Annotated in this window: 24 protein-coding genes; 12 read left to right on the forward strand and 12 right to left on the reverse strand. The window is 55.9% G+C overall.

Annotated elements, in window-relative coordinates:
• Nucleotides 1–137: 137 nt before the first annotated feature.
• Both SADFL11_RS04190 and SADFL11_RS04195 read right to left on the reverse strand, forming a co-directional pair.
• Nucleotides 138–506 carry a GFA family protein gene (locus SADFL11_RS04190; RefSeq protein ID WP_040450659.1) on the reverse strand — a complete coding sequence of 123 codons (369 nt, stop codon included), beginning with the start codon at nucleotides 504–506 and terminating at the stop codon, nucleotides 138–140.
• Between the two features lie 18 nt (nucleotides 507–524).
• Entirely contained in the window at nucleotides 525–2,066 is a 1,542-nt protein-coding gene (locus SADFL11_RS04195) for a trimethylamine methyltransferase family protein (RefSeq protein ID WP_008191115.1), read from the reverse strand.
• A gap of 351 nt (nucleotides 2,067–2,417) precedes the next feature.
• Here SADFL11_RS04195 and SADFL11_RS04200 point away from each other — a divergent pair, with 351 nt between their 5' ends.
• Both SADFL11_RS04200 and bmt read left to right on the forward strand, forming a co-directional pair.
• Nucleotides 2,418–4,979 (forward strand): GcvT family protein, encoded by a 2,562-nt coding sequence (locus SADFL11_RS04200; protein WP_008191423.1) that lies wholly within the window; start codon nucleotides 2,418–2,420, stop codon nucleotides 4,977–4,979.
• Between the two features lie 196 nt (nucleotides 4,980–5,175).
• Complete coding sequence (gene bmt / locus SADFL11_RS04205) at nucleotides 5,176–6,207, forward strand: betaine--homocysteine S-methyltransferase (protein WP_040452109.1); 1,032 nt, start codon at nucleotides 5,176–5,178, stop codon at nucleotides 6,205–6,207.
• A gap of 32 nt (nucleotides 6,208–6,239) precedes the next feature.
• Here bmt and SADFL11_RS04210 read toward each other — a convergent pair whose 3' ends face one another.
• Nucleotides 6,240–6,962 (reverse strand): hypothetical protein, encoded by a 723-nt coding sequence (locus tag SADFL11_RS04210; protein WP_134852896.1) that lies wholly within the window; start codon nucleotides 6,960–6,962, stop codon nucleotides 6,240–6,242.
• A gap of 236 nt (nucleotides 6,963–7,198) precedes the next feature.
• Between SADFL11_RS04210 and SADFL11_RS04215 the strand changes: the two genes are divergently transcribed.
• On the forward strand, nucleotides 7,199–7,561 hold the full coding sequence (locus SADFL11_RS04215) for a VOC family protein (protein WP_008190107.1): 363 nt from the start codon (nucleotides 7,199–7,201) through the stop codon (nucleotides 7,559–7,561).
• A gap of 50 nt (nucleotides 7,562–7,611) precedes the next feature.
• Here the strand turns inward: SADFL11_RS04215 and SADFL11_RS04220 are convergent, their stop codons facing one another.
• The 4 genes from SADFL11_RS04220 to SADFL11_RS04235 form a co-directional block, all read right to left on the reverse strand.
• Nucleotides 7,612–8,367: a substrate-binding periplasmic protein gene (locus SADFL11_RS04220; RefSeq protein WP_040452108.1), complete on the reverse strand. Its 756-nt coding sequence runs from the start codon at nucleotides 8,365–8,367 to the stop codon at nucleotides 7,612–7,614.
• Nucleotides 8,368–8,442: 75 nt separating this feature from the next.
• A complete protein-coding gene (locus SADFL11_RS04225) occupies nucleotides 8,443–9,228 on the reverse strand; it encodes a substrate-binding periplasmic protein (RefSeq protein ID WP_008193432.1) in 786 nt (261 codons plus the stop codon).
• Between the two features lie 227 nt (nucleotides 9,229–9,455).
• Entirely contained in the window at nucleotides 9,456–9,950 is a 495-nt protein-coding gene (locus SADFL11_RS04230; RefSeq protein ID WP_134852898.1) for a hypothetical protein, read from the reverse strand.
• Between the two features lie 37 nt (nucleotides 9,951–9,987).
• On the reverse strand, nucleotides 9,988–10,380 hold the full coding sequence (locus SADFL11_RS04235; protein ID WP_040450652.1) for a GFA family protein: 393 nt from the start codon (nucleotides 10,378–10,380) through the stop codon (nucleotides 9,988–9,990).
• A gap of 205 nt (nucleotides 10,381–10,585) precedes the next feature.
• Between SADFL11_RS04235 and SADFL11_RS04240 the strand changes: the two genes are divergently transcribed.
• Nucleotides 10,586–11,929: a ferredoxin reductase family protein gene (locus SADFL11_RS04240; protein ID WP_008188801.1), complete on the forward strand. Its 1,344-nt coding sequence runs from the start codon at nucleotides 10,586–10,588 to the stop codon at nucleotides 11,927–11,929.
• A gap of 101 nt (nucleotides 11,930–12,030) precedes the next feature.
• The gene (locus tag SADFL11_RS04245) at nucleotides 12,031–12,456 is read left to right on the forward strand and encodes a PaaI family thioesterase (RefSeq protein WP_040452105.1); all 426 of its coding nucleotides are present in this window, start codon (nucleotides 12,031–12,033) and stop codon (nucleotides 12,454–12,456) included.
• A gap of 26 nt (nucleotides 12,457–12,482) precedes the next feature.
• Here SADFL11_RS04245 and SADFL11_RS04250 read toward each other — a convergent pair whose 3' ends face one another.
• Entirely contained in the window at nucleotides 12,483–13,712 is a 1,230-nt protein-coding gene (locus SADFL11_RS04250; RefSeq protein ID WP_008195445.1) for a sensor domain-containing diguanylate cyclase, read from the reverse strand.
• A gap of 342 nt (nucleotides 13,713–14,054) precedes the next feature.
• On the opposite strand from SADFL11_RS04250, the gene rplM reads away from it, so the two are divergent.
• Both rplM and rpsI read left to right on the forward strand, forming a co-directional pair.
• Nucleotides 14,055–14,522: a 50S ribosomal protein L13 gene (rplM, locus tag SADFL11_RS04255; protein ID WP_040452103.1), complete on the forward strand. Its 468-nt coding sequence runs from the start codon at nucleotides 14,055–14,057 to the stop codon at nucleotides 14,520–14,522.
• Nucleotides 14,523–14,524: 2 nt separating this feature from the next.
• Nucleotides 14,525–15,001, forward strand: a complete 477-nt coding sequence (rpsI, locus tag SADFL11_RS04260; protein WP_008192244.1) for a 30S ribosomal protein S9 — start codon at nucleotides 14,525–14,527, stop codon at nucleotides 14,999–15,001.
• Nucleotides 15,002–15,075: 74 nt separating this feature from the next.
• Here the strand turns inward: rpsI and SADFL11_RS04265 are convergent, their stop codons facing one another.
• Both SADFL11_RS04265 and SADFL11_RS04270 read right to left on the reverse strand, forming a co-directional pair.
• Nucleotides 15,076–16,497, reverse strand: a complete 1,422-nt coding sequence (locus tag SADFL11_RS04265; protein WP_008196890.1) for a hypothetical protein — start codon at nucleotides 16,495–16,497, stop codon at nucleotides 15,076–15,078.
• A 218-nt stretch (nucleotides 16,498–16,715) separates the two neighbouring features.
• Nucleotides 16,716–17,615 (reverse strand): LysR family transcriptional regulator, encoded by a 900-nt coding sequence (locus SADFL11_RS04270; RefSeq protein WP_008194544.1) that lies wholly within the window; start codon nucleotides 17,613–17,615, stop codon nucleotides 16,716–16,718.
• 87 nt (nucleotides 17,616–17,702) lie between these two features.
• Between SADFL11_RS04270 and SADFL11_RS04275 the strand changes: the two genes are divergently transcribed.
• Nucleotides 17,703–18,347, forward strand: coding sequence for an NADPH-dependent F420 reductase (locus tag SADFL11_RS04275; RefSeq protein ID WP_167578951.1), 645 nt, complete (start codon nucleotides 17,703–17,705; stop codon nucleotides 18,345–18,347).
• A gap of 22 nt (nucleotides 18,348–18,369) precedes the next feature.
• A complete protein-coding gene (locus tag SADFL11_RS04280; RefSeq protein ID WP_008193705.1) occupies nucleotides 18,370–19,104 on the forward strand; it encodes an SDR family oxidoreductase in 735 nt (244 codons plus the stop codon).
• Between the two features lie 55 nt (nucleotides 19,105–19,159).
• Here SADFL11_RS04280 and SADFL11_RS04285 read toward each other — a convergent pair whose 3' ends face one another.
• Nucleotides 19,160–20,044, reverse strand: a complete 885-nt coding sequence (locus tag SADFL11_RS04285) for an alpha/beta hydrolase family protein (protein WP_008195783.1) — start codon at nucleotides 20,042–20,044, stop codon at nucleotides 19,160–19,162.
• 12 nt (nucleotides 20,045–20,056) lie between these two features.
• Nucleotides 20,057–20,548 carry a MarR family winged helix-turn-helix transcriptional regulator gene (locus SADFL11_RS04290; RefSeq protein ID WP_008194402.1) on the reverse strand — a complete coding sequence of 164 codons (492 nt, stop codon included), beginning with the start codon at nucleotides 20,546–20,548 and terminating at the stop codon, nucleotides 20,057–20,059.
• A 468-nt stretch (nucleotides 20,549–21,016) separates the two neighbouring features.
• Between SADFL11_RS04290 and SADFL11_RS04295 the strand changes: the two genes are divergently transcribed.
• Genes SADFL11_RS04295 through SADFL11_RS04305 form a run of 3 tightly spaced genes read left to right on the forward strand, consistent with a single transcriptional unit; the run spans nucleotide 21,017 to nucleotide 23,457 of the window.
• Entirely contained in the window at nucleotides 21,017–21,484 is a 468-nt protein-coding gene (locus tag SADFL11_RS04295; RefSeq protein ID WP_040452102.1) for an ATP-dependent zinc protease family protein, read from the forward strand.
• Between the two features lie 24 nt (nucleotides 21,485–21,508).
• Nucleotides 21,509–22,414 carry a 30S ribosomal protein S6--L-glutamate ligase gene (gene rimK, locus SADFL11_RS04300; protein ID WP_008193904.1) on the forward strand — a complete coding sequence of 302 codons (906 nt, stop codon included), beginning with the start codon at nucleotides 21,509–21,511 and terminating at the stop codon, nucleotides 22,412–22,414.
• Complete coding sequence (locus tag SADFL11_RS04305) at nucleotides 22,414–23,457, forward strand: succinylglutamate desuccinylase/aspartoacylase family protein (RefSeq protein ID WP_008191584.1); 1,044 nt, start codon at nucleotides 22,414–22,416, stop codon at nucleotides 23,455–23,457. Before rimK ends, SADFL11_RS04305 begins: the two co-directional genes overlap by 1 nt.
• Nucleotides 23,458–23,493 lie beyond the last annotated feature (36 nt).

Below are 23,493 nucleotides of genomic sequence, written 5' to 3' on the forward strand. Positions count from 1 at the left end.
CGTTACCGGGAGCATATTGCAGAACCTGCTGGCAGGAATGAGCGGCAGGTTAGACCAACGTGGCAAACAAGCAAACCAGTAATCTGATCAATGCGTTTTTCGCGTGTCCTTTGCCTGGAAGGTGGCACTGAGGGCGGTCACTCAGAGGCAGGATCCGGTAACTGGTAGTAGTCACCCTTGGTCTCACAGTGAATGTGATGGCTGATCTGAAGGCCGGTCGGGCCGTCCAGTGTGCCGGCCATAATCGACACCACGTCTTGGCCGTTCGGCTCCCAAAACAACTGGCTTCCGCAGGCTGTGCAAAAACCACGGCGAGCGCTATCGGAGGACTGAAACCAGGTCAGATTGTCTTCGCCGTTGATGCGGAGGTCTTTCTTCGCCGCCTGTGTGGCGGCGACAAAATGACCTGAAGTCTTGCGGCACTGGACGCAATGACAAGCAATAACGGGGCGCAACGGCCCCGTTACCTCATAGGTGACACGACCACAAAGACAGCTGCCTTTCATCGTGCCGCTCCGTCCGAATTAAACGTTGCTGTCGGGGAACGACGCCTTGCGCTCTGTCATGAAGTCCAGCAGCGCTTCGTCGATGGCCGGATCGAGGGCAGGGCCTGTATAGGCTGCGAGCTGCTCTTTCCAGATCTTGTTGGCCCGTTTTGCCGCGTCCAGTTCACCATCCGCGAGCCACTGCTCATAGGAGTTGTTGTCCGCAACGCTGGACCGGTAGAACGCGCTCTCGAAGTTGCGCTGTGTGTGAGCTGCGCCCAGGAAGTGGCCGCCTGGACCGACTTCTTCTAGGGCGTCCATTGCAAGCGACTCGTCGTTGACGTCGATGCCTTTGGCCAGCACGTGCATCATGCCGAGCTGATCGGCATCCAGAATGAACTTCTCATAAGATGAACAAAGGCCGCCTTCGAGCCACCCAGCTGCGTGCAGGCAGAAGTTCACGCCGCCCTGGACGGTTGCCGTGATCGTCTGAGCGGATTCTTGAGCGGACTGCGCGTCTGGCAGTTTGGACGCTGTGAACGACCCGCCGGAGCGGAATGGAAGTCCAGCGCGTCGGGCAAGTTTTGCAGCGCCATTCAAAAGGAGCGAGCCTTCCGGGCTTCCAAAGGTTGGGGCGCCGGATTGCATGGAGATGGAGCTGACGAATGCACCGAAAACGACCGGAGCCCCAGGGCGGATCAGCTGGGTCAGGGCGCAGCCGGCCAGTGCTTCAGCCAGAACCTGAGCGAGAGTGCCGGCGACGGTCACCGGGCTCATCGCGCCGGCCAGGATGAACGGCGAGACGATGCAAGCCTGATTGTTCCGGGCGTAGACCTTGAGTGCGCCCAGCATGGTCGCGTCGAATACCAAAGGCGAATTGGCGTTGATCAGCTGGATCATTACGCAGTTCTGGTCGACGAAGTCTTCGCCGAACGTGATCTGGGCCATCCGAACCGAGTCTTCTGCACGTTCCGGCGCTGTGACGGATCCCATGAACGGCTTGTCGGAATATTTGATATGGGAATAGACCATATCAAAGTGACGCTTGTTGACCGGCAAATCGACCGGCTCACACACGGTGCCGCCGGAATGGTGCATCCACGGGGACATATAGGCGAGCTTCACGAAGTTGCGGAAGTCGTCGATCGTGCCGTAGCGGCGACCTTGGTCAAGGTCGGTAACGAAAGGAGGCCCGTAGACCGGGGCAAATACAAGGTTGTTGCCGCCGATCTCGACGTTTCGCGCCGGATTACGGGCATGCTGGGTGAACTGCGACGGAGCCGTTTTCAGGATCTCGCGCAGCATGCCCTTCGGAAAGCGGACGCGCTCGCCGTCAACCTCAGCGCCGGCAATCTTCCAGATGTTCAGAACGTCGGGATCTTCGCGGAACTCCAGTCCGATTTCAGCAAGGATGCGATCCGCGTTGGCCTCAATGGTGGCCGCGCTCTCGTCGCTCAGCACTTCGTAATTCGGAATGCCCCGGCTGATATAAGGAGCGCCGACGCCTCCGGACGTGGCGGTGCGTCTTTCGCGGCGGGCGGATCGGCCACGGCGGCCGGTGCTGACGGCGGCGTCTGACATTGAGGGGCTCCCTGAACAGAAAAATTTGTGTCGTTATGTCAAGTCTTAGAGGGCTTGGCCAGCGATCTTGGTGCGGATGCGTCCTATCATGCCCTGATTCCGTCATTGCGGCGGTTCCGGCCCCTGCGTCGGACGGCCGCGGTTTGCCGGGCTGAAATTCTGCTGCGTGTCGTCGCAACATGCTCCCATGACGCAATTGAGCTACTTTGCCCTCCCGAGTGTCGCAATACTGGCGGCCAAATCGGCGGGGCAATGGCTCCGGGGTGCAGAAGAATATCCTTCGTGGATGGGACAAGCGGAGGGGAGCGCGTTTAAGCACAGCGCTTCCTGCCTTTTGAAGAGGAATGAAACATGTCAGCTTTTCCTGACAAGGCACAGGTCGTCATCGTTGGTCTCGGCGGCATCGTCGGCGCTTCGGTTGCGCATCACCTGATCGAGCGCGGCTGGACGGACATTGTCGGCATCGACAAGTCCGGCATTCCGACAGATGTCGGCTCCACCGCCCACGCTTCCGACTTCTGCTACACCACCAGCCACGACTTCCTGTCCACATGGACCTCGCTCTATTCCGTCGATTTCTTCGACAAGATGGGCGCCTATGAACGTGTCGGCGGGCTGGAAATCGCCCGGACCGGCGACGATGCCTGGATGGAAGAAATCAAGCGCAAGGTGACCTCCGGCAAAGCGTTCGGAACCAATGTCCGCCTGGTTTCACCCTCCGAAATCAAGGAAATGTTCCCTCTGATCGAGGAAGATCAGGTTCAGGGCGGCCTCTACGATCCGGACGCTGGTCTGGTTGTGCCGCGCTCCCAGGCGTTGTCCGGCAGGCTGGTCGACATGGGTGTCGACAGTGGCAATTTGAAATCCTTTGCCAATACGCCAGCCCAGTCTCTGATCGTCGAGGACGGCAAGATCACTGGTGTGAAAACCCACCGCGGCACAATCATGGCCGATCATGTTGTTGTCTGTGCCGGTCTCTGGGGCCGCCTGATCGCAAACATGGTGGGCGAGGATCTTCCGGTCATGCCGGTGGACCACCCGCTGACGTTCTTCGGTCCGTTCAACGAATTCGAAGGCACCGGCAAGGACATCGGTTATCCGCTGCTCCGCGATCAGGGCAACTCCGCCTATATGCGCGATACCGGCGACCCGAAGACCACTGAAGGCGGTCAGATCGAGTGGGGCTACTACGAGACAACCAAACCGCGCATGTGCCACCCGCGCGATCTTCAGTCCAAGGAAGAAGCGCGCCTGTCACCGTCACAGCGCGACCTGGAGCTGGAGCAAGTCATCGAGCCGCTTGAAAAGGCGATGGAACTGACCCCGATCCTTAGCGAACTCGGCTACAACGAGACTTGGTCCTTTAACGGCCTGTTGCAGGTGTCTGCCGCTGGCGGTCCGTCCTGCGGTGAAAGCCAGAAGGTGCGCGGTCTCTGGTACTGTGTTGCCATCTGGGTCAAGGACGGTCCAGGCTATGGCAAACTGATCGCCGACTGGATGACCGACGGCCGCACCGAGATCGATCATGCGGGCATTGATTATTCCCGTTTCTATGCGCACCAGATGACCGAGAAATACATCGAGGACCGGTGCTACGAAGCGGCGCAGAAGATCTACTTCCCGGCAATCCACCCGCGTGAGCCTTATGCAGGATCACGCAACATCAAGCGTTCGCCGTTCTATGAGCGTGAAGTGGAGCTTGGCGGCTATTTCATGGAGCTTGGCGGCTGGGAGCGGGCACACGGCTATGCGGCCAACGAGCACCTTCTGGAGAAATACGGCAACAAGGTTCCGGTCCGCGAAAACGAGTGGGACAACCGGCACTTCTGGCGTGTTTCCAATGCCGAGCAGCTGGCACTCTCCGAGGATTGCGGCATCATCAACCTGTCGCACTTCTACATGTTCGATGTGGAAGGTCCGGACCATGTTGCGCTGATGGAGTGGCTGTGCGCGGCCAAGATCGGCGGCGACAACAACATCGGCAAAGGCATCTACACGCACTTCCTCGATGATGAAGGCAATGTCCGTGCGGACCTCACCATTTTCCGCATGGAAGACCGCTGCCGGATCGTTGATGGCGCAGATGCCGGGCCGCGCGACTACCACTATGTGAAGCGCATTGCGGAAGACAAAGGCTTCGATGTCACGGTGACCGATGTCAGTGAAGAGTACACGACCATCGGCATCTGGGGCCCGAATGCCCGCGAAAACCTGAAGAGAGTTGTGTCCGATCCAGCCGCTCTTGATCCGGAAAATTTCCCGTTCGCCGGGATCCGTAACCTGGAAATCGCCGGCAAGAAGGTTTTTGCGCTGCGTTTGTCCTACGTGGGTGAACAGGGCTGGGAACTTCACATGAAGTACGAGGACGGTCTTGCGGTCTGGGACGCGCTGCGTGCGGAAGGCATCATGGCCGTTGGCGTTGAGACCTACGCCAACTCCCGGCGTTTGGAAAAGTCCCTGCGCCTTCAGAACGCTGATCTCCTGACCCAGTACAACCTGTATGAAGCTGACCTTGCCCGTCCGAAGGTCAAGGAAGCCGATTTCCGAGGCAAGGAAAAGCATCTGGAGTACCGGGCGCGCGACAAGCAACCAGCTATGCTTTGCACGCTGGTCATGCAGGAGAACACGGATGCCAGCGGCGTTGAGCGGTTCCCGGTCGGTGCGATGCCGGTTCAGGATCCGGTTACAGGCAAGACGCTGGTCGATGAGCTCGGCCGCATTTCCTACACCACTTCGGTGGCTTACGGTCCGACCATCGGCAAGAACATTGCGCTTGCCTATCTGCCTCAAGAGTACTGCGAAGTCGGCCGCAAGCTCCAGGTGGAGTACTTCTCCGAGAGCTTCCCGGTCGAAGTTGCCGGTGTTGGCTATGCGCCGCTCTACGATCCGGAGAATGCCAAACCGCGCAGCTAACTCCGGCGTACCTTAGTTGCAGCCCTGCCCTCGAGCCGGGGCCATTTGGGTGTTCTACGGATTTGGTCCCGGCGCAGGGTCGGGACAGCCGAAGAACCGAAAAACAAAACCCCGCGTGGACATCCGCGCGGGGTCTGCTATTGCAGGCCTCAGATTTGCCTTCGGGCTCGAGACGACTCGGAAAGACCAAAAAGACATGTCGAAGTTTGAAGATTTCCTCGCTCAAAAAGGCGCATTGCTGGCGGACGGGGCGACCGGCACCAACTTGTTCGATATGGGGCTGGTGTCTGGCGACGCGCCGGAACTCTGGAATGTGGACGAACCGGAAAAGATCAAGGCGCTCTATAAGTCCTTCGTCGATGCAGGGTCCGACATCATTCTGACGAACACTTTCGGCTGCAACCGGCACCGGTTGAAGCTTCACAGCGCGCAGGACCGCGTGAAGGAACTCAATATTGCTGCGGTCGAACTCGCCAAGGACGTGATCGCCGAATCTGGACGTGACGTTCTCATCGGTGGTTCCATCGGCCCAACCGGTGAACTGTTCCAGCCGCTTGGTGCTTTGTCCTACGAAGAGGGTGTTGAGGCCTTTCGGGAACAGATCGAAGGGCTCGTTGATGGCGGTGTCGATGTCCTTTGGGTCGAGACCATGTCCGCGATTGAGGAAATGAAGGCGGCAGCGGAAGCTGCTCAGGATTTCGATCTGCCGCTGGTCATCACTGCAAGTTTCGATACGGCCGGCAAAACCATGATGGGACTGTCGCCGAAGGGTCTTGGGGATCTTCAAAACCAGTTTGCCTGTTCGCCGGTCGCCATCGGGTCGAACTGCGGCGTCGGTGCCTCTGATTTGCTGGCGGCCATCTTGGAGATTACCGAGGCCTATCCGGACGCGGTTGTTGTTGCCAAGGCCAATTGCGGCATTCCCCAAATCAAGGGAGATGAGGTGGTCTATACAGGCACGCCAGAACTGATGGCCGATTACGCTCGCATGGCTTTGGACGCTGGAGCGCGGATTATCGGTGGATGTTGTGGCACGTCTCCCTCCCATTTGAAGGCAATGCGCCTGGCGCTTGACGACTACAAGAAGGGTGTGCGTCCGACGCTCGATCAGGTGATTTCAGATATTGGCCCGCTTGTGTCTCCGCCCAACAAGGAAGCCGATGCAGCACGCGCTGCAGAAGGCGAGGGTGCTGGGTCCGGCCGCCGCCGCGGCCGCCGGCGGGGCTAATTGGAAGACCGGCATCCGCGGACCAAAATCACTTAGGCGTTGAAAGTGAACCGCACGCTTTCGACCAGCCATGCGATCACCGGGACCCGGAGACGGATCTGCAGGTTTCGCAGATGGCGGTCGACACGGGCGAGGTGCTGTGGCGGTATGGCTTGATACCGCCCATCAGCGCGGCCAAGGCCTGGTACGCGGGTCGACAGCCTGCTCACCGCTTTCCCCTCGGCCCAGCGATCAATTGTTGCATTCATCGGGAGAAAACCGGCTTTATCGGTCCATGCTTCAATGAAGGTGATTTGCCCGTAATCGTTGAAGGTGAACTCCTGATAAATATCGACATAGGAATCGATCCACTCATAGTGGAAAGTGACCCGGCACCGGCTGAAGGGCTGCACCTTAAAACTGCGGCAGTCGCGGTTCAGGACGCGCGTTGGATAGAGCACAAGCAACCGGTCCATCGTCATCCAGTGGTCCTTGTGACCGGTCAGGTACAGCCAGGGAGGCCACTCCCACCGGATCACATGGGTGGAATAGTTGGGCTTTGAGGCGCGGGACGCATAGCTGTCCAGCGTGTCGAAGTATTTGTTGCCTTGTTCGGCGTAGTATGCGGCCGGAAACTTCGGGCTGAGATTTCTGGAAAACGCGGCATCCGGCGGGCCCAGTGTGGCCAGCGCAGACGTTACCAGCATGAAGATGTAAGTGAAGATTGTGTCGCAGCGCACTTGGTCCGCGCGCGGGCCACTGCTGCTTTTGTGCATCTCCTGTTCCTCACAAAATTCCAATTTGAAAGGGTGCATTGACACCTGAGTTTCACGGAAAGATTGTAAGGATATGTAGGCTAAGCGTGTGGGGTCAAATTATACGCGCTTGGCGCGATAAATCGTTTTTAAGTGCACGAAGTCGTATCTGCGGTGATTATCGGTATAAATGACAGCCATATGATGAGGCGCTAGGTTATAATTACTGGTTGTATTCCGAAGGGAGGACTTCAGTGGTGCATTTCCGGTATCTTGTTGAGAATGTCGATGAAGCCGTCTCCTTCTATCGGGATCAACTCGGATTTGACCTGAAACAGCAATTTGGGCCGGCGATGGCGATTCTCCAGCGCGATGATCTTGAGCTCTGGCTGGCGGGGCCAATGGCGTCTGCGTCAAAGCCGATGGCAGATGGAACCGTCCCGAAACCTGGCGGATGGAACCGCTGTGTTTTTGTTGTGGCTGATCTGGAAAGGCTTGTGACCGAGCTCAGGCAGAATGAGATCCCGTTCCTCAACGACATCGTCACCGGGCCCGGAGGCAAACAGATCCTGTGCCGGGATCCATCCGGAAACGTTATCGAGCTCTTTGAACCGGCATAAAGAAAGGGCCCCACCAAACGGGTGGGGCCGCGCAAGGTTGGAGCATTCGATTATTGGGCGAAATAAGTGTCGATAATGCTTTGATACTCGCCGCTGTCGATCATGCCTTGGAGGACGGTGTCGAGTTCATCCCGCATACCAGCCAGGTTGTTGGCTTTTGAAAAAGCAATGTAGGACGGAACAGAAGACAGCTCCGGCTCTAGCTCTACGACTTTCTCCAGACCACCCAGGTTCTTCAGGTGATGCATGGCACCATATTTGTTCATGATGACGGCATCGATCCGCCCACCCATGAGCTTTTTTATGTTGTTGGAGCTTTCCGGGGCGTAGTCGAGAGACGTCAAAGCACCTGATGTGATGGCGTCATCGACCGTGCCGCCGTAGCTCAACCCGTCGACGAGGCCGATCGAGACATCACTTAAGCTGTCCATGCTGCCATCAAATGCAACGCTCTTGTCCTTGTTGACCCAGACCGAGACGACCTGCGGCATTAATACGGTTTTGGAATAATCGAGAAACGTCTCCCGTTCAGCGGTCTTGTAGGCAGTGAATATGGCATCGGCATCGCCGGTTTCGACCATCTTCAGAGACCGTTTCCAAGGCAAAACCTCAATGCTGATGTCCGCTTTCATTTTGGCAAATGCCTCGCGCAGGATACGCACGACGATGCCGTCGGCATCAGATCCGGCCTCATACTGGTAGGGCGGGTATTCCAGGGTCACAAGTCTGACGGTTTCTGCTTTGACCGCTGTCGCGCAGAACGTCAGTCCCATTGCAATCAGAGTAATGTGTGCCAATCGCTTCATGTGTGCCTCCATCCTTGGCTTCAGCGTCAGGTTTGCGGGCTTGGTGAGTTGCGAACCGCTACCGGGGCGGGTTCATCAGAACTCTGTTTTCGCTGATTTTTCAGCGAAATATCCGTCAATGATCCGCGTGTAGTCGCCAGAGGCGATCATGGCCTCCAGGACTTGATCGAACTGGTCCCTAAGAGCGGTGTGATTGCGAGCTTTGGAGAAGGCGACATAGGACGGAACCGAAGAGATTTCGGGCGTCAGTTCCTGGACGCGTTCAAAGCCGTCCTGAAGGTGCAAATGGTGCAGGGCGCCGTAGCGGTTCATGATGACCACGGATGTCCGGCCTGCCAGAAGTTTCTTGATGTTCTGCGCACTGTCGGGCGCATACTCCAAGTGTTTCAAAGCACCACTTTTGAGCGCCCGGTCGGCTTTTTCGCCGTAGCTCACACCAAGAGCAAGGCCGATGGAAACATCCGCAAGGCTTTCCATGGTTCCATCGTAGGAAACATCTGTGTCTCTCAGCGCCCATAAGGAGACGGTTTGTGGGATCAGCACCTTTTTGGAATAGTCGAGATACTTCAGCCGCTCAGGGGTCTCATATACGGTGAATATGCCGTCGACCTGGCCTTTTTTGGCCATGAGTTGAGCGCGCTTCCATGGAAGGACTGTAATTTCTATGTCCCGTCCCAGCTTTTCAAAGGCGTGGTGCAGCAAGCGGACGACGATGCCGTCTACCTTGTCGCCATCCTGATATTCGTAAGGCGGATATTGAAGCGTTACGAGTTGCAGCGGTGTTGCGGCGGCAGACAGGATTAAGGTCAGCAAAACTGCTGCAGAAAGAACAAACCTCCGGAACAAAAATCCTGTGACCATGTTATCGATCCGCAGTCCTCATCATGAGTCGGACGAGCAGTTTCGATAGATTTTGAATTAAATTTGGTTTACGGAGCAGTTCGCCGCGCTTTTGAATTACATCACTATTTATGAAAGCTTGAGCTGGTTGTTCAGTACTCCAACAAAGCCATGAATTTCAAAAGGATACGCGGAATTGAATAGATGAAGGTATTCGCCTGATCTCCCACGCCCTTTGAATTCAATGCTCAGCACTTTTGAGGGGCGGCCTTTTCAAAAGGGACGGCAGTTTCCTTGAGCGATGCTTCGACAATCCCCATCGGCTGAAAGGGTTGTTCTGTCTGCATTCCAAGATTTGCCATGTGGATCGTGTAACAGCCTGAGAAAACGATAGTGGAGCCGTCGGTCTTGGTGGTTTTAAGTGCGACTGGGAGACCCCAATAAATCTGACCGGCACCAGGATCAGGCTCGGTCGGGCCGAACGCCACTTCAACGTTTTTTGTGTCCGCATAACCTTTTGACCAAGACTTGAAATCCTTGGGCGCCATGTCCTTTTGAAAATAGCTGTAAGCCTGAACATAAAACTGGTTGCTGATCGCGTAGTAATAGCTTTCGACCAGTTTTTGAGGCGTCGACCGGTCATCCAGATATGTCCAGTCTTGTGCATTCGCAGTCGCGAGTGACAGAGCTGCGCAACAAGTTACCACAGCGGTGCATAGTCGGATTCGGATAGGTGTACGCATTCTTTGCCTCGGTCGCCCGGTGCTTCATTGGCAAACACTAACTGAACTTCTCGAAATATTCTGCCCCTGTCAGTGTTTTGGTTTGTTCTGCGAAACAATAATACTCCGGCTTCTGATCTATAAAATACTCTGCCCGCAGTGACGGTACCGGATCGTCATCGAATAACCCGGCAGGCAAGGCATAAATGTCGGCTGCCTTGACGTAGAAAAACAGGTGTGTGCCACAGGCGGGACAAAAGCCCCTATCAGCACGATCAGTCACCGAATACCGGGTAATGTCGCCGGAAAAACTTGTGTTTTTGCAGGGCACGGCCATGAATGGGCCGCCACCCCATTTTCGGCAGGTATGGCAATGGCAGGCGGACATCGTAGGAAGAGGTGTTGCTTCAAAGGCGACAGCGCCGCACAAACATTTTCCTGATGCCATCATGTCGTTCTCCCGGCGGTGGTATTAAAGTCTGGGCCTATTGTCCCGAGGTTTGCTTTGATCAGCCAAACATATCAGCGGAAGAAAATAAGCTAGATAATCTGCACTTAATGCTTATGTGTTGCGGTCGTCATATAGCTCTACTAAGGCAGACAGCGTCCGACCTCGCGTTTTGCTGAGCCAAAAGCCAAGAACACGGGAAACTTGAATGCGCCCCCTCGGCCTTGCCCTCATCGCACTTGCGGTCCTGATACCGGTTTATTGGTTTGCGCCGATCGCCTCCGAGCGGGACCCGGTTGCCTTGTTCAGCCAATATCTCGGGGCCGCTGCTCTCATCCTGATGGGCATCAATCAATTCGTCGCCACAAGGGCTCCGGGTTTGGAGATCGTTTTTGGTCCTCTTGACCGGATTTATGTGCTGCACAAGTGGCTGGGTGTCATCGCTCTCATCGCCATGGGGCTGCATGACATCATCGACGCGGATATGAACGGGTTGCGCGGCGGGGTATTGTCCGGAATTGCCGAAGACATCGGTGAGATCAGCCTTTACGGTTTGATGATACTGATCCTGGCTTCGGTCATCACCTTCATTCCCTATCATCTTTGGAAATGGAGCCACCGCATTATCGGAGTGTTCTTCTTTCTCGGAGCATTTCATTTCTTCTTCATTGCAAAGCCCTTTTCCAATTTTGACCCGCTTGGACTCTATGTTTCTGCATTCTGCATTTTAGGAATAGTTTCCTATATCTGGATGTCTGTCGTTCGCCCGATGGCACCACGTGGTCACAGATATGAAGTGGATCTTGTCCGGCGGGTCGGCGGGTTGACGGAGCTGGTTTTGTTGCCCAAGGGAGGTGGCATGCGGCATAAGCCGGGCCAGTTTGCATTTTTGTCGATTGACGGCGGCGGACTGGGGGAGGAACACCCGTTTACACTCAGCGGCGCGCCGACAGACGACAGGGTTCTTAGGTTCTCCATCAAGGATCTTGGCGATTACACCGACCGGCTGCAAAGAACGGTGCAGCCGGGGATGGACGCAATCGTGTCCGGTCCATTTGGACATTTTTCGATGCCCCGTGGTCGGGATCCTCAGGTGTGGATTGGGGCTGGGGTTGGTATCACCCCGTTCCTGGCCTTTGCGGAAAGCCTCAAGGGCCGCGAGACCGGTCCGATAAAGCTCTATTATTGCGTCCGGGAGCGGGACGACATTCCTTATGCGGTTGAACTGGAGCGGCTGGCTGAAGAGGTTGATACGCTTGAGCTGATCATCGTGAACTCTTCAGAGGGCATCCGGCTGACTTCGGACCGCATCGTGTCCGACCTCGGCGGCGATGTTGCGAATGCGCATGTCTTCTTTTGCGGGCCTGTGCCGATGCGCAAGGCGCTCAAATCCGGTCTGCTTCTCAAAGGGCTCAAGGCCTCCAGGTTCCACTTTGAGGAATTTGAGATGCGCACTGGGATTGGCCTTCAGTCGCTTGCCGTATGGCTTTGGGATCGCGGCAAATATGAAGTGGTAAAACGGGTATCCAGACAAACCGAACCTGCTGAATAAGACGATCTATCCCGGGAACACTCTTGCATGATAACCACTTTGACGTTTACGTAAGTCAAAGTAATAGAACGATTGCAAGTTGAATGGATTGGGGGGAGCCGATGCAGCCGATCATGAACGCTGATGAAATCATGGGGATGCTGGACGAGGTTTTTCCGCAGATCCATGCCGATGGCCGTGTCTATGAAATCGAGAATGTCGGGCCCGGCGAGGCCGTGCTGCGGCTGTCAGCCAACGAGCGGCATTTACGCCCCGGTGGCACCGTGTCTGGTCCGACCATGATGGCGATGGCGGACTTTGCGGCCTATGTTGTCATTCTGGCGCATATCGGCCCGCAGGCCTTGGCAGTCACCACCAATCTCAACATCAACTTCCTGAGAAAACCGGAACCTGGTGATCTTCTGGCGACGTGCCGCCTTCTTAAGCTCGGAAAACGGCTGGCAGTGGTCGACTGTGCGATTGCAGGGGAGGGGCAGGACGACATGGTTGCCCATGCAACAGCAACCTATTCGATCCCGCCGCGGTGACTTTGACCTGTCCCGGCAGGCAGATATCAAGCGCTCTTTTGAGCTTCGTCGTCTTTAAAGAGACCTTCCAGATCTTCTGAGAATTCCACGACCTGGTTGCGCCCGCCGCGTTTGGCTGCATAGACCGCCAGATCCGCGCGGTGCAGGGCGAGATCTTCCGTGTCTCCATCGCGCGAGAGATAAGCACCAACGCTGAGGCTGGGGGTGTAGCTGTTGCCTTCGTGGGTGCAGGGCGTCTTTGCGCCTTCCATCACGCGCTGCGAGAGCCCCCGGAAGTCCGCCTTCGTGATGTTCCGGCACAGGATCACGAACTCATCCCCGCCATAGCGGCCAACGACATCGTCTTTCAGGCGGATACTGGATTTCAGAACATCCGCGATGTGTTTTAGCAGGATATCACCACAGGCGTGGCCGTACTTGTCGTTGACCTGTTTGAAATAGTCCACGTCAACAAAGAGAATGCCGGTTCCGGCCGCTCTGTCCGGGTCAATGAACAGTGCTTTCAAATGCTGGGTGGTCGAGTTGCGGTTGAACACCCCGGTCAGTTGATCATACCGCGTCAACTCAAGCATGCGTTTGTCGTTCTGCATCAGTTGTTGGGTGCGGCGCACAAAGGCGGCGATCGGGAAAAGGAGTACGAGGACGGTTCCGGCCACGAGATAAATGCTGACTTCCTGAAAGGTTTCTTCCAGTGCTTCTTCAAAAGCGCTGGCATCGACATAAAGCTCGATTGTACCCACCTTCTCGCCGGATGCGGTTATCGCAGGCACGTAAGCCTCGATATAGGTCTCAGGAACCCGGGGATCGCCATCCGTCCGCTCGTCATTGTCATCGTGGTGGACTTCGATGACAGGTTGTCCAGTTTCAAAAGCGCGAACAGCGTTACCGTTCGGTGTGTCGCCATATTTGCTGTCCCGGTCCAGGCTCCCGTTTGACAGGAAGGTCTGCCGGCCTTCTTCATCAAAAAGCTGAAAGCGGATGATGTTAACCAGGGCAAAGGAGTCTTCCAGGCGGTTGATATCGTCCATATCGCCTTTGCCTGTCTGGATCAGTTCAATGGCAGACGGCGTGGTTTCCAGGAAATTGTGAGACCAATTGAGTGCCCGTTCCTCAGCGTTGCGCTTGATGGCTTCCTGAACCTGCCAGTCAATGAGCGTGTCCAATGCGATCCACACCATGCCGATCAGGGCCAATGTTCCCGCAGCCGCGGCAAGAAGCGTATAGCGGTGTTGTTCATACAAACGCGTGACGTTCATCAGGGTTTCCCAGTCTTATCCGGGTGCTATCGTAGCCATCGACCGCTTAAGGGTGCGTAAAATAGCGGAATATTGAATATTGCTAATTCCAACGCTTTAGATTCTGAAACACTGCAGGATGACGATCAGCCATCAAAAAATGCAAAAAGATGCGGTAATATAATACCGTTTTTTTAACTTATTGATTTTAAATGATTAATTCGATCGTTGTGCGAATGAAGGTTCTTGACGCTTTATTTGGACAAGCGTATAAGCCAATCCGAACGAATTGAAGGTCCGTTCGCTGCGCTTGTAATAAGCCGCGCGGACCTTTTCTTTAACCTGAACTCATGGATCAAACTCATGAAGACCTTCTCTGCCAAGCCGGCCGAGGTCGAAAAAAAGTGGATCTTGATCGACGCAGAAGGCATGGTTGTCGGCCGTTTGGCTGCCTACATTGCTAATCATCTGCGCGGCAAGCACCTGCCGACCTACACGCCGCACGTCGATACCGGTGACAACATCATCGTCGTCAACGCCGACAAAGTGGTTCTGACCGGCCGCAAGTACGACAACAAGAAATACTACTGGCACACCGGCCACCCGGGCGGCATCAAAGAGCGTACGGCTCGTGCCATCATGGAAGGCCGTTTTCCGGAGCGCGTTCTGGAAAAAGCCGTTCAGCGCATGATGCCGGGCGGACCGCTGTCAAACAAGCAGCTGTCCAACCTGAAGGTATACGCTGGTCCGAAGCATCCGCATGAAGCTCAGTCGCCGGAACTGGTCGACGTCAAGAGCCTCAACGCAAAAAATGACGGCAAGAGGGCTTAACAATGGCTGAGCTGCAATCCCTGGAAGAATTGGGCGGCGCGGTCGACACCGCAGCCCCTGAAGCTCCGGTCCATGTCCAGAAGCTGGACGCACAGGGCCGTGCATACGCAACCGGCAAGCGTAAAGACGCGATTGCGCGCGTTTGGGTCAAGCCGGGCACCGGCAAGATCATTGTCAACAAGAAGGACTTCACCGAGTATTTCGCTCGTCCGGTTCTTCAGATGATCCTGAGACAGCCGTTGATGATCACTGAGCGTGATGGTCAGTTCGACATTGTTGCCACCGTTACCGGTGGTGGCCTATCTGGCCAGGCGGGTGCTGTGCGCCACGGCCTGTCCAAGGCTCTGACCTACTACGAGCCAGACTTGCGTCCGATCCTGAAGAAGAACGGCTTCATCACACGCGACAGCCGTGTTGTTGAGCGTAAGAAGTTCGGCCGCGCGAAAGCCCGTAAGAGCTTCCAATTCTCCAAGCGTTAATCGCTGGACCAACTGGTTCCAAGACTTCAAAACCCGCCGGATCGGTCCGGCGGGTTTTTTGTTTGTCTTTTGTTCTAGGTAAAGTCGATATCGTAATTGAAGCCCGTACCGGTGCTGCCGTTGTAACGAAAGTAGATTGAATCAACACCGATGATGTCGGCTGAACCGTCCTCGATCCGCATCCAGGAGTAGCTGTCGCCAATTGGGCCGCCAGGTCCGATATCCGCGCGGTGGTATCCGGAATCCACGTCGAAGCCTAGTGCTTCCATCTTGCTTTTATAGGAGAGCCGATTCACACCGCCGGCCATCATCTCACCGACGTAGTTTGCGAGCTGTGAGTTGGTCATGAAATCGACCATCTCCTGCGCGGCAGTGTCTGCAGCAGTTTTTAATGTCGCGGCATCTGAGTTGAAGTTGCGGGAGGATAGTTCTGAATACAGGCTTTCAAGAGCTTCATCCATTGTGAAAGTTTGCAATGGGATCGGAGTCGATGGGTAGTGTTCCCCGGTTTCTTCCACGAACGCAGCAAAGACATTCAATGAGGTGGTCGCAATGCCGAGAGCTCCAGCACCGGTCAGCCCGCCAGTTAGAAAGCCGGCTGTCGCTGTTAAGATACTTAAACCTCTCATTAGATCGACACCATCGTTGCCATTAATGACGCCGTACTGGTCGTACATTTCCTGCCACAACAATTCGCCCCACTCGTCAAACCCGTTATTGGCAGCGGACCAAGTGTTTAGTGCTGCCGTTGCGTCGGTTTCCAATTGCAGAACTTGGCTATTTGTTAAGTTTCCGAGATCCAGTCCCATTTCCTCGCCAAGATCGAACGCGCCGTCTTTCATTAGCTCAAGTCGTGTGGCAAAGGTGTCGTATAGAGAGCCAAGTTGCTGGCTCCCGATTGAGAACATATCGATTTCCTGGATTGCAGACCGCGCATCACTGTAGTCATTGGAATCGGCCTGCAAAACCGTTGCGGTCAGTAGGAAGTTATCGATGCCGAAAGCTTCGTCATTGGAAGCCTGGTTCAATGACGAATGCCACTTGATGGACAATTGCCCATCCGTGACCACGCTGCCAGGCAGTTCGATTTCGTAGGTATGGCGCTGATCGACCCAGCCCGCATTGGTGAAATCAGATGCGGTGCTTGCTGCGGTTTTGCGATAGGTGATGTTATCGTCAGCAGTCTGCCAGCCGTGAGTCCCTTCCGTCGTGTAAACATGGAAGGCGCCCAAGTCGACTGTTACGCCGTTTATGTCGACATAAAGATGTTCGTTGTCCCATGAGTCGACTTCCAGGAAATCGAATTTCAGCAAGAGCTCGCTGGTCCCGTTAGGGACTGTTACGGTTTTGGTGACGTCTTCATTTGCTCCGTAGTTTCCAAGGTAGCCGTCTGAATTGTCCGTGGCTGTCCACTTGCCATTCCCAAATCCGAATGGTGAGTTGGCGGATGTGTTGAAGTTTCTGTTTCCGATGGTTTGGGTCGTTGTCGTAGTCATTCCATGTCCTCCTGTCGGGAGCGCGACATGGCCGGCAGTGCATTCTAGGATTGTGCAAAATAAATTGCGCACCGTGAAAATATCGCGCAAAAGTAGTATGTAAGCGCTTTCATCAAAATGCAAGCGCTTACATCATAGGTATTTAGATGGTTCAACTTCAGAAGAGGCGTCTTAAAGCGCGAAGTACTGGTTTGCTCAGCTAACCGAAGGTGCTTGCCTCAAAGGCCCTGCGCCAATCGCCGAACCTGAGCTCGGAACCATTTGTGGGCCGGGTCATTTTGGCGGCGGGGGTGCCACAGGAGATCGACGTCAAAGGCGGGGGACGGGAAGGGCGATGGTGTGCAAGCCATATTGCCCTGGTGGAGTTTGGCGAGGCGGCTCGGCATCATGCATAGCGCATCGGAGCTGGATACAAGTGCTGGAGCGAGCAGAAAACTCGGCAACGAGATCGCAACGCGGCGCTTGTGACCGGTCTCTTTGAGAACACGATCTGTGGCTCCAATGAAGCCACCGCCTTCCGGTGACACCAGGATATGCGGGAAAGCGCAAAATCCCTCAAGTGTCATTGGCTGTCCCACAAGAGGATGGGTCTTGGACATGATCACCTGAAAATCTTCTGTGAGCGCTGATTGTCTTTTTGCCTCCGGCAAAGACATGCCCGTTGCAAGTGCAAGGTCTGCCGTTTCGGCTTCGAGCGATGACCACAGTATTTTTGGATCAAAGGCCAGAAATGCCGCCCGCGCACCCGGGGCTTCCGCCGCCAGCATCTTTTGAACGGGCGCGGCCAAAACGGCATGGACATAGTCGGTCCCGATCAGTCGAAACGTTGTTTCGCTCGATGCCGGGTCGAAAACCGTGTGATCGCGCACCAAGGCGTTCAGGCCCTGAAGATGGGCGCGCAGGTCATTTTGCAATGCGCGGGCGCGCGTGGTCGCAACCAGGCGCCGGCCAGACGGCACGAGAAGTGGATCGTTGAAAAGGTCGCGGAGCCGCTTGAGCTGCGCCGACATGGCAGGCTGCGTGATGCCGATCTGTTTCGCGGCCAGTGAGACATTCTCATGGTCCAGCAGGGCATGAAGGGCGAGGAGAAGCCCAAGCTCAGTCTGTTTTATATCCACTCAAATTATACCTAATATCCAATTTGACAATTTTATTTATGCTAATTTCCGCACCATGTTCAAGCCATCAAACAACAGGAGATGGAAATGAACATTGGTTTTATCGGTGCCGGCGGAATGGCGAAAGCCCTGGCAAGAAAGTGGGCCGCCAAACACGAGGTGATGCTGTCCGGCCGGGATCTGGACAAGACCAAGGCCGCTGCGGCCTCACTTGGTGTCCGAAGCGGAACCGCCCAGGAAGCTGCAAGTTTCGGAGATGTGATTGTTTTGGCAACGCGTTGGGAAGATGTGTTTCCCGCCATAGAAAACGCCGGTGGACCTGCCGCTTTTGACGGCAAGACGGTTATTGATATCAACAACCCGGTCAGCATCGAGACTTTCCGGACGACCCGGGAGAATGGCGGGTCGCTGACCCAGGCCATCGCAGACGCATTGCCGGGTGCCAAGGTCGCCAAGGCCTTCAACATGTCGCAGGTCGCCGTTTGGGAGGATCCGGACATGATCTATGACGGCCGTCAGCTGGTCACGCTCTATACGTCCGATGAGGAGATTGATGAGACTGTTGCCGGTCTGATTGCCGATGTTGGCTCCGAACCGCTGCGGCTTGGCAGCAACGCGCATGCCTATCAGCTGGAAGCAGCGGCCGCCATTGTCATCAAGTTTTTGTTTGCCGGCCGGGATCCTCATACGGTCTTCAATTTCATTCAGCCCGAAGTGAAAGCCATTCGGTAAATCCGCAAAAGGAAAGCTGATAATGTCCATTTTTGAAGGAAAAAGAGTAGCGGTTGTCGGTGGCGGCTCGGGGATCGGCCGAGCCGTGGCCGAAATGGCGCTGGCGCAGGGCGCGGACGTTTTTATTTCCAGCCGGGACACTGCAAAACTCAAACGCGTCGCGGAGAACAAGGTGGGCATGACCGTGCTGCCGTTGGATATGACGCATGAGACATCCAGAGCTGCATGGGCGGACCAACTCGGCCCGATTGATCATCTGGTGATCTCTGCGTCAAGTGCGGCCCACGGAGCGTTCTCCGATTTGGAAGAGGATGCACTCAGGGCAATGTTCGATGCGAAATTCTTCGGCCCCTACCTGACGGCAAAGGCAGCGCTACCACATCTTCGCGACGGCGGTTCGATCACGTTCTTCAGTGGTGTTCTGTCCCGCAGACCCGGAAGGAACTGCTCAGGGTTGGGCGCTGTCAACGGAGCCGTGGAGAGCCTCACCTATGGACTGGCGCTGGAACTCGGTCCCCGGTTCCGGGTCAATTGCGTGTCTCCGGGCATGATCCGTTCTGATGCCTATGCGGCTGTGCCAGAGGCAGCAAGAGAGGAAATGTATGCAGCGACGGGCGAGTCGCTCCCGCTGGGCCGTGTTGGGACAGTCGACGAAGCTGCGCAGGCCGCACTCTTCCTGATGGCGAACACCTTCACAAGCGGTCACGTTCTGGATGTCGATGGCGGCCATATGATCCGGCAATACGCCACGCGGTAAGGCCGAAGCCGGCAATCAACCACCCATGATTGCCGGGCGGTTGCTGGTGGTCTGTCTAAAAATCGGTGCCACGTGTTTCTGTGCCGTTCGCCAGCCACTCGAACACATCGGCCCAAAGCGGTGCGCACTCTGGTTTGAAGGCGCCTTCATGCCCGATCCGCTTGACGTTGAGGTCTTTCGGGGAGGTCAAGGTCAGGGACTTGGGCGCATTCGGATAAGCGTCCAGAAGGACTTCATGGGCCTTGGGTGTCGCAATCGGGTCGTCTGTAAAGAGCCAGCTGCGGATCGGCGAACGGACCTGATCATAATGCTGCGGCGCCAGTGTGCTCTCAAAGTCCTTTTGAAAGTAGGTCGGCCTGTGGCTCCACCTTCGCCAGGTCTTGAAGACTTCCGGCGGTAGGGCTTCTCCGCGCCATCCGCCGATCGGTTTCAGCTGACCATGCCGCATCAAGGAATAACTGCCGAGACCCCACCAGAAATAGGCTTCCATCAGGCGGTAATGGGCCGCGTGATGACCGATGTATCCCGTGCTGACGGCCAGAAAGGCATTGCGCGCGATCTTGTCATGATTCGGCATCAGGCCAAGAAAATGCCCACCCACGCTATGCGCCAGATGCGTGATTGGCAGGTCCGGGGCCTTTGCCTCCAGAACATCGATTGTGGCCGGCATATCAAGACGGCCCCAGTCCGGCAGATCGATTGCGGAACGGGCGATCGAGGCTGTCTTGGACCCGCCGATCCCCCGGTAATCATAGGTCAGAACGACAGCGCCCTGTTCGGCCAGGTAAGCTGCCATATGCCTATAGAACCGCCGCGGAAATCCGGTTCCTGACGAGACCAGAATAGCGACCTTCGGCGAACGGCCAACATAAAGGTCTCCGGTCAGCTGCCAGCCGTCTTCTGCCTGAAAGGTTAGGGATTGGGGTTGGACGGTGCTCATGGTTCAGCTCCTTCACGACGGGGATTGGCCTTTGTCCGTGTCCGGCCCATCGGATTGACCGGCACTTGGTCCGTTGATGATAGTGTCTGCGTTGGTGGCGAGATGGTGGAGGAACCGGCCGATGACGTCCTGTTCGTCTGCTGTAAACGGGGCAAGCAGGGCGGCGTTGTAGTGCCGCGTGTGGAGGCTTGCTTCTTGAGCGGCCGTCCGGCCGGTGTCTTCCAGGTAGACCCGCGTGACGCGTCCATCGACCGGGCAGGGGCTGCGCCTGACCAGTTGTTTCTCGCACATTCGGTCGATCAGCCCGGTGAGACTGGACTTCCCCATGGAAAGACGGTTTGCGATTTCGGAAACCGGTTGTCCGTCCTTTTCATTGAGCAGAAAGAGGACGGCGATCTGTGTGATCGTAAGCCCCGTGTTTTGCCGGGCCCGGTGATCTGCCGCGCGGAACACAGCCGAATAGGCGACTTGCAGAAGATAGAAGACGCGAAGTTTCTTGGACATCTGTTTGGTTCGAATGTGGACTAATTTAGTTTATATACGAACTAATATTACGGCAAACAAGGTTCTTTTTGACGTAAACGGAATGGTGGTTTTGACGGCAATCGCACTTGGAATTTGGAGCAAGCGTTGCTGGCCGCACGCTTCGAAAAGAATGAATCTCTTCAGCTAAATATCTGAGCGGCGAATTTGGATGTTCTGTGTTTCTGATCATGAAATTCAGGTCCGCCTATCCGCTGCAAATTATTGCGAATGAACAAAAAATTCGCTTGCTGTTGATCGCAAATAATGGACATGTTGTTTGGTAGTAGGCGCCGTGGGGCAAGACTATCATTTTACTCAAACAGCAGTGAACCGCCGCATCAGGCTTGCGGTGGCGAGCGGCTCTGTGTGCGTCCGGCACGGATTGATCGGCCCAGATGGGTTGTACTCCGGGCAGCGCTTTGCAACAGTAGGGTGGTCATGGATGAAATGACGGACAAACCAGAACCGGACACGCCGAAGCGCAAGGAACGCCCGCTCACAATCATTGGCTGGATGGAGCGAGTCAGCCTGCCTGATTTGGATCTTTTCGGCGTAAAAGCGAAGATTGATACGGGCGCGCGGACGTCTGCACTGCATGTCAGTGAAATCGAACATTTTGAACAGGATGGGGAACCCTGGGTCCGTTTTCTGACGTTGGACGCGGATGGACAAGGCGACCACTACGCCACCGCAAAAATTCATTCTGACCGGTGGATCAAGAACACAAGCGGTATCCCTGAAGAGCGGATCATCATCCGGACCCGGGCGCGGTTCGGAAACCGAACCTGGACCATTGATGTTTCTTTATCCGATCGCACAAACATGACGTTCCCGATGATCGTCGGGCGCTCTGCTTTGAAAAATCACGCGATCGCCGTCCATACCCGCCGCGCTTATTTGATCAGCGAGAAATGACGAATTCAGCTGAAAGGACGTATTATGAAAATTGCAATGCTGGCCCGGAACGCCAAACTCTATTCCCACCAACGTCTGAAAGAGGCTGCGGAAACGCGCGGACATGAGCTGGAAATCATCGACACCTTACGGTGTTACATGAACATCGCGTCGCGGCGGCCGGAAGTTTACTATAACGGGGAGAAGCTGACCGGATTTGATGCCGTTATTCCGCGGATTGGAGCATCTGTGACCTTTTACGGCATGGCGGTCCTGCGGCAGTTTGAAATGATGGGCGTCTATCCGCTGAATGAAAGCGTCGCGATCGGACGCTCGCGTGACAAGCTGCGCTCCATGCAGTTGATGGCCCGTGATGGAATCGGGCTACCAGTGACGACCTTTGCCCATGATCCGAAACAGACAGAAGAAGTCTTGAGGCTTGCAGGCGGGGCTCCGATCGTTATCAAGCTTTTGGAAGGCACGCAGGGGATCGGTGTGGTTCTAGCGGATTCCGACCGGTCGGCGAAATCCGTTGTCGAGGCGTTTCGCGGTGCCGGCGTGAACATCATGCTGCAGGAATTCATCAAGGAAGCCGGTGGCACCGATATCCGGGCGATTGTGATTGGCGGTAAGGTTGTCGCTGCCATGAAGCGGACCGGGGCGGAAGGCGATTTCCGCTCTAACTTGCACCGCGGCGGATCTGCGCAGGTGGTTAAACTGTCAAGCGAAGAGCGGGCAACGGCCGTTCGCGCGGCCAAAAGCCTTGGGCTGAACGTGTGCGGCGTCGATATGCTGCGGTCCAACCACGGGCCGGTCATCATGGAGGTCAATTCGTCCCCGGGCCTGGAAGGCGTTGAAAAGGCAACCGGGCTTGATATCGCCGGCAAGATCATCGAGTACATGGAGAAGCACGCCAAATCTGGCGCGACCAGAACGAAGGGCAGCGGTTGATGGCACCGCGCGCGGCCTTCGAGATCGGCCAATACAAGGTTCCGGCAGGAACCCGGCAAACAGTCGATGTGCCGGTTAGCGTACTCTCAGATCACACACCGGTTACGATGTCCGTGCACGTCGTCCACGGCAAACGCAGCGGACCAACGATCTTTGTCAGCGGTGGTGTTCACGGCGATGAGGTCATCGGTGTTGAGATCATCCGGCGTTTGTTGAAGGCGCCAGGCCTTGCCGCGATGCGGGGTACTTTGCTTGCGATCCCGATCGTCAACGCCTTTGGTTTTATCAACCACTCCAGATACCTGCCGGACAGGCGCGACCTGAACCGCATGTTTCCAGGTTCTGCAAGCGGGCCTTTGGCGTCGCGTCTGGCGCACCAGTTCATGAACGAGATCGTGCAGAGATCGGATCTCGGCATTGACCTTCATTCTGCTGCGATCCACCGGATCAACTATCCTCAGGTGCGGGTCTCTCCGGACAATGAGCGGACCATGGAGCTCGCCAAAATTTTTGGCTCTCCGATTATCATGCGTTCGCCAATCCGCGACGGATCGCTGCGCCAAGCCGCTGCAGACGCCGGCAAGGATGTGCTTCTGTTCGAAGCGGGCGAGGGACTGCGCTTTGATGAGTTGTCCGTTCGCGCCGGTGTCGCCGGGGTGTTGCGGATCATGCGGCATTTCAAAATGCTGACCGCCAAGGGAATCTCCAAACCAAAGTCGGGTCCCTGGGTGTGCAGGTCCAGCAAGTGGCTGCGGGCACCGATGGGTGGACTGTTGCGGATCTTTAAAGCCGATGGCGAATTGGTGCGTGAGGGTACCGTTTTGGGTGCGGTGTCTGATCCGTTCGGCGAGCGGGAACAAGATATCATTGCGCCGTTTGACGGGGTGATTGTTGGCCGCGCAGTCATGCCGGTCGTCAACGAGGGCGATGCCGTGTTTCACCTCGGGCGTGTGATGTCCGTTTCTCGGGCGGAAGGCACTTTGGAAAATCTCAGCAACCAGCTCGAGGACGATCCGATGTTTGATGAAGACGAGATCATCTGATCGGGATGAACAGTTGTCGCTTCAATCGACACCAAG

Source organism: Roseibium alexandrii DFL-11 (genome assembly GCF_000158095.2).
Classification (GTDB): Bacteria; Pseudomonadota; Alphaproteobacteria; order Rhizobiales; family Stappiaceae; genus Roseibium; species Roseibium alexandrii.

Excerpts from the sequence above, each read along its gene's own strand:
- SADFL11_RS04235 (WP_040450652.1), bottom strand. The coding sequence starts at position 10,380 with ATGATGGCATCAGGAAAATGTTTGTGCGGCGCTGTCGCCTTTGAAGCA.
- SADFL11_RS04240 (WP_008188801.1), top strand. The coding sequence starts at position 10,586 with ATGCGCCCCCTCGGCCTTGCCCTCATCGCACTTGCGGTCCTGATACCG.
- SADFL11_RS04280 (WP_008193705.1), top strand. The coding sequence starts at position 18,370 with ATGTCCATTTTTGAAGGAAAAAGAGTAGCGGTTGTCGGTGGCGGCTCG.
- SADFL11_RS04275 (WP_167578951.1), top strand. The coding sequence starts at position 17,703 with ATGAACATTGGTTTTATCGGTGCCGGCGGAATGGCGAAAGCCCTGGCA.
- SADFL11_RS04210 (WP_134852896.1), bottom strand. The coding sequence starts at position 6,962 with ATGCACAAAAGCAGCAGTGGCCCGCGCGCGGACCAAGTGCGCTGCGAC.
- SADFL11_RS04195 (WP_008191115.1), bottom strand. The coding sequence starts at position 2,066 with ATGTCAGACGCCGCCGTCAGCACCGGCCGCCGTGGCCGATCCGCCCGC.
- SADFL11_RS04200 (WP_008191423.1), top strand. The coding sequence starts at position 2,418 with ATGTCAGCTTTTCCTGACAAGGCACAGGTCGTCATCGTTGGTCTCGGC.
- rplM (WP_040452103.1), top strand. The coding sequence starts at position 14,055 with ATGAAGACCTTCTCTGCCAAGCCGGCCGAGGTCGAAAAAAAGTGGATC.
- SADFL11_RS04245 (WP_040452105.1), top strand. The coding sequence starts at position 12,031 with ATGCAGCCGATCATGAACGCTGATGAAATCATGGGGATGCTGGACGAG.
- SADFL11_RS04265 (WP_008196890.1), bottom strand. The coding sequence starts at position 16,497 with ATGACTACGACAACGACCCAAACCATCGGAAACAGAAACTTCAACACA.
- SADFL11_RS04220 (WP_040452108.1), bottom strand. The coding sequence starts at position 8,367 with ATGAAGCGATTGGCACACATTACTCTGATTGCAATGGGACTGACGTTC.
- SADFL11_RS04305 (WP_008191584.1), top strand. The coding sequence starts at position 22,414 with ATGGCACCGCGCGCGGCCTTCGAGATCGGCCAATACAAGGTTCCGGCA.
- SADFL11_RS04295 (WP_040452102.1), top strand. The coding sequence starts at position 21,017 with ATGACGGACAAACCAGAACCGGACACGCCGAAGCGCAAGGAACGCCCG.
- bmt (WP_040452109.1), top strand. The coding sequence starts at position 5,176 with ATGTCGAAGTTTGAAGATTTCCTCGCTCAAAAAGGCGCATTGCTGGCG.
- SADFL11_RS04285 (WP_008195783.1), bottom strand. The coding sequence starts at position 20,044 with ATGAGCACCGTCCAACCCCAATCCCTAACCTTTCAGGCAGAAGACGGC.
- rpsI (WP_008192244.1), top strand. The coding sequence starts at position 14,525 with ATGGCTGAGCTGCAATCCCTGGAAGAATTGGGCGGCGCGGTCGACACC.
- SADFL11_RS04190 (WP_040450659.1), bottom strand. The coding sequence starts at position 506 with ATGAAAGGCAGCTGTCTTTGTGGTCGTGTCACCTATGAGGTAACGGGG.
- SADFL11_RS04290 (WP_008194402.1), bottom strand. The coding sequence starts at position 20,548 with ATGTCCAAGAAACTTCGCGTCTTCTATCTTCTGCAAGTCGCCTATTCG.
- SADFL11_RS04230 (WP_134852898.1), bottom strand. The coding sequence starts at position 9,950 with ATGCGTACACCTATCCGAATCCGACTATGCACCGCTGTGGTAACTTGT.
- SADFL11_RS04250 (WP_008195445.1), bottom strand. The coding sequence starts at position 13,712 with ATGAACGTCACGCGTTTGTATGAACAACACCGCTATACGCTTCTTGCC.
- rimK (WP_008193904.1), top strand. The coding sequence starts at position 21,509 with ATGAAAATTGCAATGCTGGCCCGGAACGCCAAACTCTATTCCCACCAA.
- SADFL11_RS04225 (WP_008193432.1), bottom strand. The coding sequence starts at position 9,228 with ATGGTCACAGGATTTTTGTTCCGGAGGTTTGTTCTTTCTGCAGCAGTT.